A 16,387-nucleotide genomic window follows, 5' to 3' on the forward strand; every position below is an offset into this window, starting at 1 on the left:
TCGAGGTTCCCTCGACATGCGGATTCATCGGGGATACGGCATGGCTTCCTGTCCTTTTTCTGCCGTCGTCGTCCTGATCACTGCGCGTTCTCCCGGCGACCAACAGGCCCTCACGCACGACGGGTTAGGTGGTCTGCGACGAAGGAACCGACGCCCGCCGCTCGTCCGACGGGCCGATGAGAGGGAACCCATGCGCCACCAGCTCCTGCCCATGCTCGGCCACACGAACGGCAAGCGCTCGCCGCTGACGTGCGCCCTGAAGTGCGACTCCGCCTGCGCCAAGCCGGACTGCAACCAGTCCGACAACGCCACCTTCCACGAGGTCGCCTCCACGGCGCTCTCGCGCCGCTCGGCCCTGGGCCTGGGTGCGGCCGCCGCGGTCTCCGTGGGCGTCGTGGCCACCGGGACCCGCGCCGAGGCGACCTTCGCCTACTGGGGCGAGCGCGGCGGCAGGATGGACTTCACGCCGATCGATCCCGTGGATGCCGCGGTCGACGACCTCAACGTCCCGGAGGGCTTCGACTGGTCGCCGATCATCCGCTGGGGCGACCCGCTGTTCGCCGACTCCCCGGCCTTCGACCCGCAGAACCAGACCTACGAGTCGCAGAAGGCGCAGTTCGGCTTCAACAACGACTACCTCGACATCATCCCGGACCGCGGCGGCCGCACCGGCGTGCTCGTGTGCAACCACGAGTACACGAACGAGAACACCATGTTCCCGGCCGATCAGCTCGAGAACGATCTCGAGCGCACGGCCGCCGTCGGGATCGCAGCCCACGGCATGGCGGTCGTGGAGATCGAGCGCTCGGCCCCCGGCCAGCCCTGGACCTATGTGGTGGGCGGTCGGCGCAACCGGCGCATCACCGCCGACACCCCCTTCTCCGTCGACGGCCCCGCCGCCGGCTCGGACATGCTCAAGACCGTGGCCGATCCCACCGGCAGGCTCGTGCTGGGCACCCAGAGCAACTGCTCGGGCGGCGTGACCCCGTGGGGCACGGTCCTGTCCGGCGAGGAGAACATCAACAACGTCCTCACCGCCAAGGCCTCCCCGGAGGCCACCCGCTACGGCATCGGCACCAAGCCGACCTCGCGCCGCTGGGATCTCGTGGACCCCCGCTGGGACGGCAACAACGAGGGCTACGAGAACGAGATCAATCGCTTCGGCTGGGTCGTGGAGATCGACCCGCAGGATCCGTCGTCGACCCCGGTCAAGCACACCTCCATGGGCCGCTTCAAGCACGAGGGCGCCAACGTCTACGTGGCCGCGGACGGCACCGTGGTCGCCTACTCGGGCGATGACCAGCGCTTCGACTACCTGTACAAGTTCGTCTCGGCCAAGAAGCACAAGCAGGGCGACCGCCGCCACAACATGACGCTGCTGTCCGAGGGCGATCTCTACGTCGCCAAGTTCACCGGCGACTCCGAGAAGGAGATCGACGGCTCCGGGCGCCTGCCCTCCGACGGCGCGTTCGACGGCAAGGGACAGTGGCTGCCCCTGGTCGTCGGCGGCAAGTCGAAGGTCCAGGGCATGTCCGTCGAGGACGTGCTCGTGCACACCCGCCTGGCGGGCGACAAGGTCGGCGCCACCAAGATGGACCGCCCCGAGGACGTCGAGCCCAACCCGCACACCGGCAAGGTCTATGTGGCCTGCACGAACAACACCGAGCGGGGCACCCCGGGCAAGGCGGCGGCGGACGAGGCCAACCCGCGCAGCAGCAACCGCGACGGGCACATCATCGAGCTCACCGAGGACGCGGCGAACTCCGGCGGCACGACCTTCCACTGGTCGATCCTGCTGGTCTGCGGCGACCCGGCCGCCAACTCGTCGACCTACTTCGCGGGCTTCCCGGCGGATCGGGTCTCGCCGATCTCCTGCCCGGACAACGTCGCCTTCGACGCCGAGGGCCACCTCTGGATCTCGACCGACGGGGCTCCCGGCACGATCGGCTACAACGACGGGCTGTTCCGGGTGGGCCTCGAGGGGCGCGAGCGCGGTCTGGTCGAGCAGTTCCTCTCCGTCCCGCAGGACGCCGAGACCTGCGGCCCGGTCATCCACGACAAGGAGCAGATGGCCTACGTGGCCGTCCAGCACCCGGGCGAGGACGGCACCTTCGAGGATCCGCGCTCGTACTTCCCGGACTACGTGCTCAAGACCCGCCAGGGCGACGGCAAGTTCTCTCTGCCCCGCCCCTCGGTCGTGCAGGTCTACTCGACCGGCAAGGGCCGCGGGCAGTTCGGCCGCGGCAAGGAGCTCGCCCGTGAGCGCAAGTCGGCGCGCGGTCTGGAGATGGAGGGCTACAAGGGCCGTTCGACCAAGGCCATCCGCGACAAGGCGCGTCGCGCTCGACGGTCCTACACGGACTGAGGCCCCTCCGACGGCAGCCGGCGGTCAGTAGGGTGAGCGGATGACCTCCGACGCCCTGCTGACCGCCGCCGCCGTCCTGGACGGGCTCACCGACTCCGGGCTGCGCGAGCTGTTCGTGTGCCCCGGCTCCCGCTCGGCCCCGTTCGCCTACGAGGCCGCCCGTCGCGACGGACGCGACCTGTCGGTGCACGTGCGCCTCGACGAGCGCTCGGCGGCCTTCCACGCCCTGGGCGCGGCTCGGGCCACGGGGCGTCCCGCGGCCGTCGTGACGACATCGGGCACCGCCGCCGGGAACCTGCTGCCGGCGGTCATGGAGGCCCATCATGCAGGGGTCCCGCTCGTGGCGATCACCGCCGACCGACCGCCGGAGCTGCGCGGCACCGGGGCGAACCAGACCACCGTGCAGCCCGGGATCTTCGCGGGCTTCGTGCGCGTCGAGCTCGATGTGGTGCTCGAGGACTCGGCGCACGATCCGCAGGCGCTGCGCGGGCTGGTGCTGGAGACCCTGGCCCCCGCGCTCGCCGCGCTCCGATCGGAAGGGCACGAGGCTCCGGCGGGGCCCGTGCACCTGAACGTCGCGCTGCGCGATCCGCTGCAGCCGCAGCCGCCGACCGAGGACGCTGCGGACGATGAAGGTCCCGGCACGACCGCGGCGACCCCGGGGCAACCGCGTGCGGACGACGCCGCCGATGCCCCCGCCGGCGCTGCGGATCAGGCAGAAGAGCCCGCCGATCGGCTGCGCCTGTCCGTGGAGATCCCGCCGCTGGATCCTGCCGAGATCAGGCTCCCGGAGGAGCCGGACGGCCTGCGGCGCAGCGTGCTGGTCGCCGGCGATGGTGCAGGAGCGGGCGCCGCTCAGCTGGCCGAGGCGCTCGGGACTCCGCTGCTGGCCGAGCCGTCCTCTCAGGCCCGTCGCGGCTCCACGGCCATCGGCCCCTACCGTGCCCTGCTGGACACCGCACTCGGCGAGGGCATCGAGCGCGTCCTGCTGGTCGGGCGCCCCACGCTCTCGCGCCCGGTGGCCGCGCTGCTGCAGCGTCGCGGGGTGGAGGTCGCGGCATGGCGGCCCCGGCCGGTCCCGTGGTTCGACGACGGCCGCAGGTCTGAGCGCGAGCTCACGACGGCGGCTGAGGCGGCCGCATTCCTCGGGCGGGCTCCGCGGGAGTGGACCGAGGCCTGGAGCAGAGCCGGGGCCGAGGGCCAGCGTCGTGCGCTCGAGGTCCTGCAGCGGGCGGCTTCCGTCAGCGACGGGGTCCCCGGTCCGCTGACCGCACGGGCCGTCTGGGAAGCATGCCGCGCCGACGGCCGACTGCTGGTGATGGGCTCGTCGAATCCGATCCGGGATCTGGACCTGCTGGGCCAGCCTGATCCCCGCGCCGACGAGGGTGTGGAGGTCCTGGCGAACCGGGGACTGGCCGGGATCGACGGACTGGTCGCCACGGCTGCCGGGGCTGCGCTGTCCTCCGGGCGTCCGGTCCGGGTCCTGCTCGGCGATCTCACCCTGCTGCACGATGCCGGTTCGCTGCTGAGCCTGCGCGGCGAACGGGCCCCGCAGCTGCAGATCGTCGTGCTCGACGACGGCGGCGGGGGCATCTTCGCCACGCTCGAGCACGGCGCGCTGGGGGAGCACCGGGCCTACGGGCAGATCGTCGAGCGCTTCTTCGGCACGCCGCCCAGCGCACGGGTGGCCGAGGTCTGCGCCGGCTACGGGATCCCCGTGCATCAGGCGGGCACCGTCCAGGAGCTGGAGGAGCAGCTGCACGACCCGGCTCCGGGGGTGAGCGCGGTCGTGGTGCGTGCCCAGCGCGTCGGTCTTCGGCAGATGAGCCAGGAGCTCACCCGCGCCGTGCGCGGATGAGCTCCTGGGAGGACTGCTGAAGCGCCTGCCGGCCGCGCGGCTGCTCAGGCTCCGGTGCGGGGTCCCTGGGCGGGGACGAAGGCGCCGTCCTCGACGAGCGGGGACTCGGCGGCCGCCTCGCGAGCGGCCCGGACCTCCTCCGGCTTCGCGTCGCCGTCGATCAGCAGGCGGCGCTCGATCAGGTAGGTGTTGTGCTTGCGGGGCACCAGCACCGTGACGATGGCGCCGAGCAGCGCGACCACCGCGAACACGTAGAACTGCTGCGAGGCGCACATGGCCGCGCCTGCGGCACGGGCGTTCGAGGTGCAGTAGTTGGCCTGGAAGCCGTAGACCAGCACCTGGGTGCCCAGGTTGCCCACGCCGGCCACCGCGATGAAGAGGACCAGCAGCGGCAGCGGGAAGTGGAAGGTCACGAGCACCAGCGTGATCGCGGCCAGGGCGAAGGTCGTGGCGATGACGTTCTGCGGCTTGCCCAGGCGTTCGGAGGCGGTCGCGGCGCGGGAGACCATGAGCTCCTCCTGCAGCGGCACGCCGGTGCGGTTGGCGACCTCGATCGCGCGCTGGTCGTGCCCGCGGGTCAGCAGCCAGCGCGGGGACTCCGGCAGCTTCAGGGCAGCCAGGGGGAAGAGGAAGAGGATCGGCGTGGCGGCGATGAGGAGCAGGCCGCGCCAGCCGATGGCCTCGCCCAGGAAGATGCCGCACAGCGAGGCGAACATGCCGCCGGCCGGGACGCCCGAGCAGACGATGGCGTTGAAGACGCCTCGGCGGTCCTTGGGGGCGAACTCGGCCATGATCGGACCGGCCGTGGCGATGACCAGGCCCAGGCCCAGGCCGGTGAGGAAGCGCAGCAGGCCGAAGGTGAAGACGGTCCCGGTCAGGGCGGTGATGGCCATGCCGCTGGAGAACCAGGCGATGCCGCTCATGAGCATGCGCTTGCGGCCGAGGATGTCTCCGATGAATCCGGAGGCGAACGATCCGAGCAGCACGCCGATCAGAGCGAGCGATCCGACGGTTCCGACGATGGACGGATCCAGCGGGCCGATCTGCGAGGGGTCGTTCATGAGGGTCGGCATCACGGTGCCGAACACCACGAGGTCATAGCCGTCGAAGATCAGCGCGGTCGAGGCGATGGCGGCCACCCAGATGGCCGTCTTCATCACGAGCGAGCGGTTCTCCTTCGCGAGGGTCTGGGTCGTGGACAGGGGTCCCCGATCTCTCCGTCGTGTCTGGGCGCGGCGGCAGATTCGCCGAGCGGGCTCGAGGAGGCGGACCTCTTCGAGTGCCACGATGCTCGCAGGAGTGTGATCCAGTTCAGATGAGGGGAATCCCTGGGATATCACCAGGTACTCCTAAGGGTGTCTGGGATATCAATAAGCCCTGAGCATGCCGGGTCGATGGAATGATCCGGCACATGGGCCTCACTCGGCCCCCAGGGCCCCCAGCACGGGACGCAGCTTGGCGCGCGTCTCGGCGAGTTCCTCCGCGGGGTCGGAGGCGCCCACGATGCCGCAGCCGGCATAGACGCCGGCGGTCGCTGCGTCCTCCAGGATCCCGCCGCGCAGGGCGATGCCGAAGTCGCCGTTGTGCCGGGCATCGACCCAGCCGACGGGGCCCGCGTAGAGGCCTCGATCCATCCCCTCGAGCCGGGCGATGGAAGCGGCCGCGGCGGCGGTCGGCGTGCCGCACACGGCGGCAGTGGGGTGCACGGCCTCCACCAGCTCGAGGGCGGAGGCCACGGTGCCGTCGGGGCCGCGGCGCAGATCGCAGGTCACGTCCGAGGCCAGGTGCCACACATTGGGCAGCTCGAGCAGGTACGGCTCGGTCGAGGAGCGCACCGCGTCCGTGTAGGCGGCGATCCCCTCCAGGAACGAGGCGATCGCGAACTCGTGCTCCGAGCGCTGCTTGGCGTCCTCCATGAGCCGCTCGTGTGCCCAGGCCCGCTCGGCGGCGCTCGCGGGACCCGACGACGTCCGCGCGACGGTGCCGGCCAGCACCCGGGCGTGCACGGCGCCGTCGAGCACGCGCACCAGTCGCTCGGGCGTGGCTCCGAAGGCCCGACCGCCGTCCGGGCTCGGCCGGCCGAGGATGTCCACGGTGTAGGTCCAGCAGCGGTCGTAGTCGGCGGCCAGGCGGCTCAGCGCCCTCGGCATGTCCAGCTGCGAGCCCTCGGCCGCGCGCACCGGGACGCGCCGTGCCAGCACGATCTTCTCGAGGCTCCCGGAGCGGATCTCCTCGATCCCGGAGGCCACCCCGTCCAGCCACGCTGCCTGGGCAGAAGGATCCTCGAGGGCGCGCGGCGCCGCGGTCTCGGGGGCGGGCCCGTCCGGGAGCTGGATCAGGCGGCGGACGGCCTCAGCGATGTCGTCGGGCCCCAGGGGATCGGGGGAGGAGGAGACCAGGGTCGCCCAGGCGCCGTCGCCGTCGCGGCCCAGCACCAGCTCGGGGACCACCAGCCCGGAGCGGCGCTGGGAGGAGCGCGCGAAGGCGAATGCGCCGAAGGCCACGGGCCCGGTGGCCGAGCGCTGCAGCGGATCCTCGATCCGCAGCCCGTCCACGACGTCGTCCCACCATGCCCGGGCGCCCGTGAACCGGTCCTCGCCGGTGATCGCGAACGAGGCCGCCCGACCGAAGCCGATCAGCCCCAGGCCGCCGATCGTCCAGCAGGCCTCGGGTCCTGCGGGCAGCATGGCGCGCAGATCTGCGTCTTCGTGCAGGACCGTGGGCAGTGCGTCGCGCAGCTGCTCGAGGGGCATGGTGAGGCTGCGGCGCAGGGCCGACGGGGCGGGTGAGCAGTGGCTGACGGGCATAGCGGCTCAGTGTAGGCCGCGGCCGCGGGGCATGTCGGTTCGGGCTGTCGGGCGGCGGTGCCACAATGGAGCCCGTGAATCGTGCAGACCTGTCCAAGCGCACCGACGCCGTCGCCTCCATGTTCGATCAGGTGGCCCCGCGGTACGACCTCGCCAACGACATCCTCGCCCTGGGCCAGACCAGGGGCTGGCGTCGTGCTGTCACCAGCGCTGTGGGCGCGGTCCCCGGCGAGCGCGTGCTCGACGTCGCCGCCGGCACGGGGACCTCCTCGGAGCCGTTCGTGGATGCCGGCGCGGAGGTCGTCGCCGTGGACCTCTCCGAGGGCATGCTGCGCGTCGGGCGCGATCGCCGCCCGGACATCGACTTCATCCAGGCGGACGCCACGCACCTGCCGTTCGCCGACGAGACCTTCGACGCCGTGACGATCTCGTTCGGCCTGCGCAACATCGCCGAGCACCGCCAGGCTCTGTTCGAGATGCTGCGCGTGACCAAGCCGGGCGGGCGCCTGGTGATCTGCGAGTTCTCCACGCCGGTCTTCAAGCCCTTCCGCACGCTCTACAGCGAGTACCTGGTCCGCGCGATCCCGGGCATCGCGCAGAAGGTGAGCTCCAACCCGGAGGCCTACGAGTACCTGGCCGAGTCCATCCGCGACTGGCCGGACCAGGAGACGCTGTCCGAGCACCTGAGCGAGGTCGGGTGGCAGGAGGTGCGCTACCGCAATCTCACCGGCGGCATCGTGGCCCTGCATCACGCGGTGAAGTCGCTCGAGCACACCTACGGCGCGCCCACCATCGATCTGGCGTGAAGGTCGTGATCGCAGGCGGCGGTCCTGCGGGATCCACCGCCGCCTACTGGCTCGCCGCCCACGGCCATGAGGTCGTGGTCCTGGAGAAGACGGCGCATCCGCGCGAGAAGGTCTGCGGCGACGGCCTCACTCCGCGCGCCGTGCACGAGATGCAGCTCATGGACCTGCCGCACGGCGCGCAGGACGGCTATCGCGCCAATCGCGGGCTGAGGCTGTGCGCCCGCGACCGCGCGATCGAGGTCCCCTGGCCCGAGCTGACCGACTTCCCGTCCTACGGGCTGGTGCGGCCCCGCTCGGGCTTCGACCAGCACCTGGCCCGCCACGCCGAGGCGGCCGGTGCCCGGCTGATCGAGCACCGCTCCGTGACCTCCGTGGTCCGCGACGACGACGGCCGCGTGATCGGCGCCGACGCCTCGGTGCTCGGCGCGGACGGTCGGCGCACCGGCGAGACCGAGCGCCATCTCGGCGATCTGGTCCTGGCCGCCGACGGCGTCTCCTCGCGCACGGCCGTCAGCTCGGGCCTGCATCGCGATCCGGACCGGCTGATGGGCGTGGCCGTGCGCGGCTACTACGAGTCCCCGCGCACGGACATCGAGTGGATGGAGGGCTGGCTCGAGCTGCGCGACGGCACGGACCCCTCGGGCTCCCTGCTGCCCGGCTACGGCTGGGTCTTCGGCGCCGGCGACGGCACCGCCAACGTGGGCCTGGGCATGCTCAGCACCTCCAAGGCCTTCCGCGGCACGGACTACCGACGCGTGCTGCAGGACTGGGCGGCCTCCATGCCCAGCCAGTGGACGTTCGATTCCGAGCATCAGCGCGGCCGCATCCTCTCGGCTGCACTGCCCATGGCCTTCTCCCGCACGCCGCACTGGGTGCCCGGGATGATGCTGCTCGGCGACTCCGCGGGACTGGTCTCGGCGTTCAACGGCGAGGGCATCTCGAATGCCATGCAGTCGGCGCGCCTGGCCGCCGAGCAGATCCACGAGGCCGCCGGGGCCAACGGCCCGGCTCAGCGCGACGTGGTCCTGGCGCGCTATCCGCAGCTGCTGCAGGACGAATGGGGAGCCCACTTCACCCAGGGGCGCGCGCTGGCGCAGCTGATCGGGCGGCCGCGGATCATGAAGGCCGCCGTCGCCACCGGCATGTCCTTGCCCGCGCTGATGCGCTTCGTGGTGCAGGTCATGACCGAGCTCAGCGACCGCCCGGCGCACACCTGGGAGGACCGGGCCATCGCGCTGCTGGACGCCCTCACCCCGGCCACCTCCAACCGGAGGCGCTCGTCCGGGATCCCGGACGAGCGCCTCCAGAAGCCGTCCCCGACGAAGTAGAGTGTCCGATCGTGACTGACTCCTCCCAGGCCCCCGCGCGCCCCGACGACTCGCTGTCGGGCATCCTGCCCCCGAGCTTCGCCGCCGTCGCTCAGGACGAGGTGCTGGGACCGCAGCTGCTCGAAGGCCTCTCGGCGATCGAGGACCGACTGGCCGAGTGCGTGCGCAGCACGGATCCGCTGATCCAGGTGACGTCCTCGCACCTGCTGCAGGCAGGCGGCAAGCGGGTGCGCCCGCTGCTGACGCTGCTCAGCGCCCAGGTGGGCGGGGGCATCAACGACGACGTCGTCGACGCCGCTGTGGTCGTCGAGCTGACCCACCTGGCCTCGCTGTACCACGACGACGTCATGGACTCCGCCCCCGTCCGCCGCGGAGTCGAAGCCGCGCACACGGTGTGGGGCAACTCGGTCGCGATCCTGACCGGCGATCTCATCTTCGCCCGCGCCTCGTCCCTGGTGGCCGAGCTGCCCGGGGACTCCTTCAAGGTCCAGGCCAACGCCTTTGCCCGACTGGTCGAGGGCCAGCTCAAGGAGACCTCCGGCGTCCCGGAGGGCACGGATGCCCTCGAGCACTACCTCGAGGTGCTGGCGGGCAAGACCGGCTCGCTGATCGCCGCGTGCGGGATCTACGGCGCAGGCCTCTCCGGTGCGGACGAGCACGTGCGCGCCGCCATGGAGACCTATGGCGAGCGCATCGGCGTGGCCTTCCAGCTGGCTGACGACATCATCGACATCACCTCGCCCTCGGAGGTCACCGGCAAGACCACCGGCACGGACCTGCGCGAGGGCGTGCTCACCCTGCCGGTGCTCATGCTGCGGCGCATGGCAGAGGACGGCGATGCCTCCGCGGCGCGCGTCCTCGAGCTCGTGGACGCAGATCTGACCAGCGACGACGCCCTGGCCGCCGCCGTCGAGGCGATCTGCGCGCACGAGGCCGTCGAGCGGTCGTGGGCCGTCGCGCAGGAGTGGGTCGACGACGCCCTGCGGGCCCTGGAGCCGCTGCCCGCCTCGGCCGCTCGCTCGGCGCTGGAGGCCTTCGGGCGTGACATGGTTCACCGCCGTTCCTGAGAATGCGGTATAAATGCACCGCTGAAATGATCCCGATTCCCGGGGCATGACCTCGATGACCGAGGCGGCGGGACGCACACGCGCCGTCGAGCCCTGATTTCTCGAGGTGGAACGTGTCCTCACCCAACGCTTCCGCGACCACGGAGGTCCGCTCCTCGCACGAGCGCGAAGCCTTCTCCAGCCGCACCGTCTTCATCCTGGCCGCCATGGGCTCCGCCATCGGCCTGGGCAACATCTGGCGCTTCCCGTACATCGCCTACGACAACGGCGGCGGCGCCTTCATGATCCCGTACCTGGTCGCGCTGCTCTCGGCCGGCCTGCCGCTGCTCATGCTGGACTACGCCGTGGGACACCGCTTCCGCGCCTCCGCCCCGCTGGCCTTCCGCCGCCTGCACCCCAAGGCGGAGGTCCTGGGCTGGTGGCAGCTGGCCATCTGCTGCGTCATCGCCGTGTACTACGCCGCGATCCTGGCCTGGGCCGGGTCCTACACGATCTTCTCCTTCACCAAGGCCTGGGGCGATGACCCCGAGGGCTTCCTGATGGGCCAGTACCTCCAGGTCGCCGAGACCGTCGCCCCGAGCTTCGACTTCGTGCCCCAGGTGCTCATCGGCATGATCCTCGTGTGGGGCGTGCTGATCGTCGTGATGTCGCTGGGCGTGCAGAAGGGCATCGGCCGCTTCAACGTGATCTTCCTGCCGCTGCTGATCGTCATGTTCGTCGTCATGGTGGTCATCTCGCTGACCCTGGACGGGGCGGGCATGGGCCTGGACGCCCTGTTCACCCCGGACTGGTCGGCGCTGTCCAACCCGTCGGTGTGGATGGCCGCCTACGGCCAGATCTTCTTCTCGCTGTCCGTGGGCTTCGGGATCATGGTCACCTACGCCTCCTACCTCAAGCCCAAGACCGATCTCACCAGCTCCGCGCTGGTGGTCGGCTTCGCGAACTCGAGCTTCGAGATCCTCGCGGGCATCGGCGTCTTCGCCGCCCTGGGCTTCATGGCCAGCGCGTCCGGAGTCGCCGTCGGCGATGTCGCGACCAACGGCATCGGCCTGGCCTTCATCGCCTTCCCCACGATCATCTCGGAGGCGCCCGCCGGCACCCTGATCGGCGTCCTGTTCTTCGGGGCCCTGACCTTCGCCGGGTTCACCTCGCTGATCTCGATCGTGGAGGTCATCATCGCGGGCTTCCAGGACAAGCTGGGCCTGACCCGCGTGCCGGCCGTCCTGGTGGTCACCGTCCCGCTGGCGATCGTCTCCCTTGCGCTGTTGCCCACGACCACGGGCCTGAGCCTGCTGGACGTCGCCGACGCCTTCGTGAACAACTACGGCATCATGCTCGTGGCCCTGGTGGCGGTCGTGCTGCTCACTTCCGGGCTGACGGCACTGCCGGTGCTGCGCGATCACCTCAACTCGGTGTCCACCTTCAAGCTCGGGCGCACCTGGATGCTGCTGGTCGGCGGCCTGGGCGTCGTCGTGCTGGGCTACTCCCTGATCGGCCAGCTGTCCGTGACCCTGTCCGAGGGCTACGGGGGATACCCGAGCTGGTATGTGGGCGTGTTCGGCTGGGGCATGGCGCTGGCGCTGCCGGTGCTGTCCTGGCTGATGACCCGCATCCCCTGGTCCGAGCGCTCGCGCGCCTCCCAGCAGTCCCCGGCCCCGGCCATCCTGGACTCCGTGCTGGATCGGCGCCTGCTCGGGACCTCCGGGCACTCACCGCTGCAGGACGGCCCCCGCAGCCCCTGGGCACAGGGCTCCGAGCCCGGCGTCCGCACCGAGATTCCCGCTGAGAACGAGGAGAACGTCCGATGAGCACCACCGCCGTGGTCATGATGATCGTCGCCATGGTGACGGTCTGGGGCGGCCTGCTCGCCTCGCTGCTGCACCTGCGCAACTCCCCGGAGGAGCAGGACGACTGAGACCGGCAACCGCTCCGTGCGGGCTCCGGTGAACCGCAGAGGCCCCTGCCTCCGCTGCCTGACGGGCAGCCGGAGGCAGGGGCCTCTTGCTCGGGGCGACTCGTCGTCTCTGTCCCGGGGCCGTGCTCCGCGCGGTGGCCGGCTCAGCCGAGGGGGCGAGCCTCGACGGGCTCGGCTGCGCGGTCGCGGCGGCGGCGACGCCCGGCGAGGACCGCGTCGGCGATCATCAACACGACGGCGGCCCAGACGACGAAGAACCCGGCCCAGCGCTCCGGCGGCATGGCCTCGTGCAGGATGACCACCGCCACGATGAACTGCAGGATCGGGGCGATGTACTGCAGCATGCCCACTGTGGACAGCGGGAGGTTGGAGGCCGCGAGCCCGAACAGCAGCAGCGGGCCCACGGTGATCACGCCCGTGCCGATCATGAGGGCCGTGTTGGCCGGGCCGGCGGTGCCGAAGACCAGCGCATCGCGGCTGATCAGCAGCCCCACGATGATCGAGGACGGGATCAGCAGGACGAGCGTCTCGACCGACAGGGTCACCAGGGCGGGCCAGCTGCTGCCGACCATGGACTTCACGAGCCCGTAGAAGCCGAAGGTGAAGGCCAGCCCGAGCGACATCCAGGGCACCTGGCCGTAGAAGACCGACATGACCAGCACAGCGGTCGCCCCCAGGATCAGGGCGCCCCACTGGAGGGTCCGCAGCCGCTCACGCAGCACCAGGACGCCCAGCAGGATCGAGACCAGAGGATTGATGAAGTACCCCAGCGAAGCCTCGAGCGTGTGCCCGGAGGTCGTGGCGATCGTGTAGAGCGTCCAGTTCATCCCCACGAGCACGGCGGCCAGCGCGAGGAGGCCGAGCACTCGCGGCTGGGACAGCGCCGCCGCGAAGCGGCCGAACTGCCGGAAGACCCCGAGCATGATCATGCACAGCACCAGCGCGAACCCGATGCGCATGGAGACGATCTCCCAGGGGCCGGCAGGCGCCAGCGCCACGAAGTACAGCGGGAGCACGCCCCAGAAGGTGTAGGCGGCGATGCCCTGTGCCAGCCCCGCGCGGGGGCTGCGCACATGGCGGACGTCGACGACCTCCGGGGCCGGACCGGAGGTCGGGGCCGGGTCCGGCGTCAGACTCACCGTCCGAAGAAGCGGCTCAGGAAGCCCCTCTTGCGCGGCTGGTCGTCCTCGGCCGGGCGGGTCCGCTCGGCGGCCTGGTCGTCGACGGCTACGTCCTGCGGGTCCTCGACCGGGGCGACGGTGCGCTCGGAGTCCTGGCGGCGCAGGTCCTCGGCATCGATGCGCTCGACGGTCTCGGCCTCCCGAGCCTCCGGGCGGTCCTGCTCGGCAGGGGCCGCCGCAGCCTCCTCGGAAGAGCGCTCGTCGTCGTGGGAGTCCTCGTCCGAGGTCTCCGCCACGTCCGGGGTCTCGGCCACGGGCACCGTGGAGGTCGTGACCTCGCCGGGAGCCACGTCGCGGCGCGGATCCTGGTCGTAGGGGAGGTCGTCCTCGGCGGCAGCACCGCCGTAGGTGACGGTCGGCTCGTCCTCGCGCGGCTGCTCCGGCTCGTCGTGGGAGATCTCGTAGGCGGGCTCGTCGTCCTGGATCTCGGGCTGCTCGGAGGCCGGCACGGGGGCCTCGAGCTCCTCGCGGGAGAGCTGGTCGGGAAGCGGGGTCTGCTCGGCATCGGCGGCGGGAGCCGCCGGCTCCTGCTCGGCGCGCTCCTGGGCTGCGGTGGCCTCCCGGCGAGCCTGCTCGTCGGCCTGGCGGGCGGCGCGATCGCGCTCGGCCTCCGCAGCGGCCAGACGCAGCGCATCGTCGCGATCGGCGCGCAGGGCCTCGCGGCGGGAGACGGCCTCCTCCTCGAGGACGCTGAGCTCCTGCTCCCCGACCAGGGGATCGGCGGACTCGGCGGCGTCGATCTTCCGGTCCTCGAACCACAGCCGCTGGGCGCCGGAGCGGGTCGTGATGACGCAGGTGGTCTCGCCGTCCCAGTCGATGTGGGCGCCGCGCAGGCGGATGTAGGAGTCCACTGCGCGGCAGTGGTCCTCGGCGGTGCCGGTCTGCAGCGCCTCGGCGATCACGCGCATCATCGTCTCGACGTCCAGCGCGGGCAGCTCGAGCTCGGGGCCCTCGAGCAGCAGCCACGCGGTGACCTGGCCGCCCACGCCGGCGGGGTAGTGGGCCCAGATCCCCGTGACGGACTTCGCGGCCAGGGCAAGGCGACGAGCCAGCCCGTCCTCGCGGGGGATCTCATCGGCGATCAGCTCCTCGACATCGCTGCGCGAGCCGGCCTGGCGGGCCTGCACCGAGGCGGCGACGACCTCCGGAGGGAAGTGCCCGAGCTCCTGCCAGGCCCAGATCCACGAGCCGCGGCTGGTGGAGTCGGTGCCCAGCAGGTGGGGCCGCAGCGTGACCGGCGGGTCGGACTGCAGGGTGAACGAGGCTGCCGAGAAGTCGACGTCCCACTCGACGCCCTGGCTCAGTTCGGCCAGGCGGGCCTGGTGCTCGGTCGAGATGAAGACCGAATCGTCGATCAGCTGCTGCAGTGATGTCGTCATGGGCCCCAGGCTAGCAAGGCAGAGCGCGCCCGGGCGGTGGCAGGACCTGGATAGGGTTGAGCCATGACGCAGGATCCCGCCCCCGCCCCCGTTCCCGAGCCCTCCGGCCGTCGCCGTCCGGGCAGCCACGGCGCCGAGCAGCGCACCGACGCCCAGACCGCCGAGCTGCTGCAGCAGCAGCTGCGCACGATCGGGCAGTGGGTGCTCAGCGTCGTGAACGCCCGGCCCGGCTGGCAGCGGATGATCCTCGATCTCAAGCCGCAGGACGGCCGCGTGTGGCTGCGGATCTCGGAGGAGCGCGATGGCCGGGTCCAGCCCGGCACCGTGGGCCCCCTCAATGCGGCGAGCCCCGTGCTGCGCAGCATCGAGCGGCTGCAGTCGCTGAGCTACCGTCCCGGACGCGGCACCTGGTTCGCGACCAGCGTGATCGTGATCGCCGAGGGCTGGCCGGAGCCCGAGCACCGCTTCACGGCCCACCACGTCTACGACGAGCGCCCGGAGGTCCTCGGGGAGGAGGGCCCGTACGGGCTCGAGGACGCCCTCGCGCACCTCGAGCGCTTCCCGCGCACGGAGGACCGGGTCCCGTCGTGGCTGGCCGAGATGGCCGCGCAGGCGGACGTGAGCATCCCCGTGCTGGCCCCGGAGGACGTCGCCTCCGCGGTGGACGGGTCCACCGTCAATCCGCTGCTGCGCGAAGCCGTGCTCGGCTTCGCCGCCGCCCCTTCGGAGGAGGCGATGATCGAGGTCCTCCGCCAGGCCATGCAGGGGACCGTGGTGCTCGATGCCAGCGGCTCCGACCTGGTGCCCGATGCGGAGGGAGCCCAGCCCGGTCCCGAGTCGACGATCCGGCTGCAGAGCCTGCGCGATCAGGACGGCGCGGTGGGCCTGGCAGTGTTCACCTCGGAGGAGGAGGCCCGGGAGGCCTTCCGGCGGTTCTCGGGCCAGGAGGCCGGCGAGCCCACGCTGCTGCGCCAGCCGACGCTCGTGCCGCTGCAGATCCTGATGCAGGACGAGCAGTACGACCACCTGGTGGTCGATCCTGGGAAGGCCTCCTGCCGCATCCCGCGTCGGCAGATCCAGTGGGCCCTGTCCTCGCCGCACAACGACGTCGTCAAGGGCGGTCTGGTCTCCGGCAGCATCCCGCAGATCCTCGGCGGCATGGTCGGGCGGGAGTCCAGGCTGCTCGTGGCCACCGAGCCCCCGCAGGACGGCTCCGTCCCGCCGCCGGTCTTCGCCTCGAACGACGACGGCACCGCGGACACGCTCTACGTCTTCACCTCCGTGGCCGAGGTCGCGGCCCTGGACCGCAGCCTCGAGTCCCGTGCGGCCTCCGGACGCGATGTCCTGCGCATGGCCCTGGACTCGGGGGCGCGGCGCATCCGGCTCAACGCCAGGGCGCCCATGGCCGTGTTCGAGATGGACGAGATCTTCCGCCTGCTGGCCTCGCTCGAGGAGTCCGAGGACCAGCAGCGCCGCGCGGCGGAGGCGGACGACGAGGACTTCGAAGCCGAGTCGGAGGACCCGGGCGCCATACCGGGCAGCCAGCCGTTCTCGCCTGACCTCCGCTGAGGGGGCGCCCGGGCGGCGCCTCCGCGCGGCATCCGTCCTGCTGCGCTGGAGCTCGTGGCCGCAGGGCAGCGGGATGGAAGCAGGCCCCCTCGACCGGATGGTCGAGGGGGCC

12 protein-coding genes are annotated in these 16,387 nt (G+C 71.6%); 8 read left to right on the top strand and 4 right to left on the bottom strand.

Annotated elements, in window-relative coordinates; all coding sequences use genetic code 11:
• Nucleotides 1–190 precede the first annotated feature (190 nt).
• Nucleotides 191–2,365 carry a PhoX family protein gene (locus QSJ40_RS02115; RefSeq protein WP_285728445.1) on the top strand — a complete coding sequence of 725 codons (2,175 nt, stop codon included), beginning with the start codon at nucleotides 191–193 and terminating at the stop codon, nucleotides 2,363–2,365.
• A 40-nt stretch (nucleotides 2,366–2,405) separates the two neighbouring features.
• Complete coding sequence (gene menD / locus QSJ40_RS02120) at nucleotides 2,406–4,223, top strand: 2-succinyl-5-enolpyruvyl-6-hydroxy-3-cyclohexene-1-carboxylic-acid synthase (protein WP_285728446.1); 1,818 nt, start codon at nucleotides 2,406–2,408, stop codon at nucleotides 4,221–4,223.
• Between the two features lie 44 nt (nucleotides 4,224–4,267).
• On the opposite strand, the gene QSJ40_RS02125 is transcribed toward menD, so the two are convergent.
• Nucleotides 4,268–5,380, bottom strand: a complete 1,113-nt coding sequence (locus QSJ40_RS02125; RefSeq protein WP_285728876.1) for an MFS transporter — start codon at nucleotides 5,378–5,380, stop codon at nucleotides 4,268–4,270.
• Nucleotides 5,381–5,641: 261 nt separating this feature from the next.
• On the bottom strand, nucleotides 5,642–7,030 hold the full coding sequence (locus tag QSJ40_RS02130) for an isochorismate synthase (RefSeq protein WP_285728447.1): 1,389 nt from the start codon (nucleotides 7,028–7,030) through the stop codon (nucleotides 5,642–5,644).
• A gap of 74 nt (nucleotides 7,031–7,104) precedes the next feature.
• Here QSJ40_RS02130 and QSJ40_RS02135 point away from each other — a divergent pair, with 74 nt between their 5' ends.
• The 5 genes from QSJ40_RS02135 to QSJ40_RS02155 all read left to right on the top strand — a co-directional run bounded on the left by QSJ40_RS02135 (nucleotide 7,105) and on the right by QSJ40_RS02155 (nucleotide 12,146).
• The gene (locus QSJ40_RS02135) at nucleotides 7,105–7,836 is read left to right on the top strand and encodes a demethylmenaquinone methyltransferase (protein ID WP_024289884.1); all 732 of its coding nucleotides are present in this window, start codon (nucleotides 7,105–7,107) and stop codon (nucleotides 7,834–7,836) included.
• Nucleotides 7,833–9,164, top strand: coding sequence for a geranylgeranyl reductase family protein (locus tag QSJ40_RS02140; RefSeq protein WP_285728448.1), 1,332 nt, complete (start codon nucleotides 7,833–7,835; stop codon nucleotides 9,162–9,164). The genes QSJ40_RS02135 and QSJ40_RS02140 overlap by 4 nt, the downstream gene beginning before the upstream one ends.
• A gap of 11 nt (nucleotides 9,165–9,175) precedes the next feature.
• The gene (locus tag QSJ40_RS02145) at nucleotides 9,176–10,231 is read left to right on the top strand and encodes a polyprenyl synthetase family protein (protein WP_061712246.1); all 1,056 of its coding nucleotides are present in this window, start codon (nucleotides 9,176–9,178) and stop codon (nucleotides 10,229–10,231) included.
• Nucleotides 10,232–10,344: 113 nt separating this feature from the next.
• The gene (locus tag QSJ40_RS02150; protein ID WP_285728449.1) at nucleotides 10,345–12,039 is read left to right on the top strand and encodes a sodium-dependent transporter; all 1,695 of its coding nucleotides are present in this window, start codon (nucleotides 10,345–10,347) and stop codon (nucleotides 12,037–12,039) included.
• Nucleotides 12,036–12,146 (top strand): methionine/alanine import family NSS transporter small subunit, encoded by a 111-nt coding sequence (locus tag QSJ40_RS02155; RefSeq protein ID WP_081609431.1) that lies wholly within the window; start codon nucleotides 12,036–12,038, stop codon nucleotides 12,144–12,146. The genes QSJ40_RS02150 and QSJ40_RS02155 overlap by 4 nt, the downstream gene beginning before the upstream one ends.
• 143 nt (nucleotides 12,147–12,289) lie before the next feature.
• Here the strand turns inward: QSJ40_RS02155 and rarD are convergent, their stop codons facing one another.
• Together rarD and QSJ40_RS02165 are read right to left on the bottom strand one after the other, a co-directional pair.
• Nucleotides 12,290–13,285 (bottom strand): EamA family transporter RarD, encoded by a 996-nt coding sequence (gene rarD / locus QSJ40_RS02160; RefSeq protein ID WP_278858139.1) that lies wholly within the window; start codon nucleotides 13,283–13,285, stop codon nucleotides 12,290–12,292.
• Nucleotides 13,282–14,706 (bottom strand): DUF6882 domain-containing protein, encoded by a 1,425-nt coding sequence (locus QSJ40_RS02165; RefSeq protein WP_285728450.1) that lies wholly within the window; start codon nucleotides 14,704–14,706, stop codon nucleotides 13,282–13,284. The genes rarD and QSJ40_RS02165 overlap by 4 nt, the downstream gene beginning before the upstream one ends.
• Nucleotides 14,707–14,769: 63 nt before the next feature.
• On the opposite strand from QSJ40_RS02165, the gene QSJ40_RS02170 reads away from it, so the two are divergent.
• Nucleotides 14,770–16,275, top strand: a complete 1,506-nt coding sequence (locus tag QSJ40_RS02170) for an SseB family protein (RefSeq protein ID WP_285728451.1) — start codon at nucleotides 14,770–14,772, stop codon at nucleotides 16,273–16,275.
• The last annotated feature ends 112 nt before the right edge of the window (nucleotides 16,276–16,387 follow it).

Source organism: Kocuria sp. NBRC 114282 (assembly GCF_030268385.1).
Classification (GTDB): Bacteria; Actinomycetota; Actinomycetes; order Actinomycetales; family Micrococcaceae; genus Kocuria; species Kocuria palustris.

Excerpts from the sequence above, each read along its gene's own strand:
- QSJ40_RS02115 (WP_285728445.1), top strand. The coding sequence starts at position 191 with ATGCGCCACCAGCTCCTGCCCATGCTCGGCCACACGAACGGCAAGCGC.
- menD (WP_285728446.1), top strand. The coding sequence starts at position 2,406 with ATGACCTCCGACGCCCTGCTGACCGCCGCCGCCGTCCTGGACGGGCTC.
- QSJ40_RS02125 (WP_285728876.1), bottom strand. The coding sequence starts at position 5,380 with ATGAAGACGGCCATCTGGGTGGCCGCCATCGCCTCGACCGCGCTGATC.
- QSJ40_RS02130 (WP_285728447.1), bottom strand. The coding sequence starts at position 7,030 with ATGCCCGTCAGCCACTGCTCACCCGCCCCGTCGGCCCTGCGCCGCAGC.
- QSJ40_RS02155 (WP_081609431.1), top strand. The coding sequence starts at position 12,036 with ATGAGCACCACCGCCGTGGTCATGATGATCGTCGCCATGGTGACGGTC.
- QSJ40_RS02165 (WP_285728450.1), bottom strand. The coding sequence starts at position 14,706 with ATGACGACATCACTGCAGCAGCTGATCGACGATTCGGTCTTCATCTCG.
- QSJ40_RS02170 (WP_285728451.1), top strand. The coding sequence starts at position 14,770 with ATGACGCAGGATCCCGCCCCCGCCCCCGTTCCCGAGCCCTCCGGCCGT.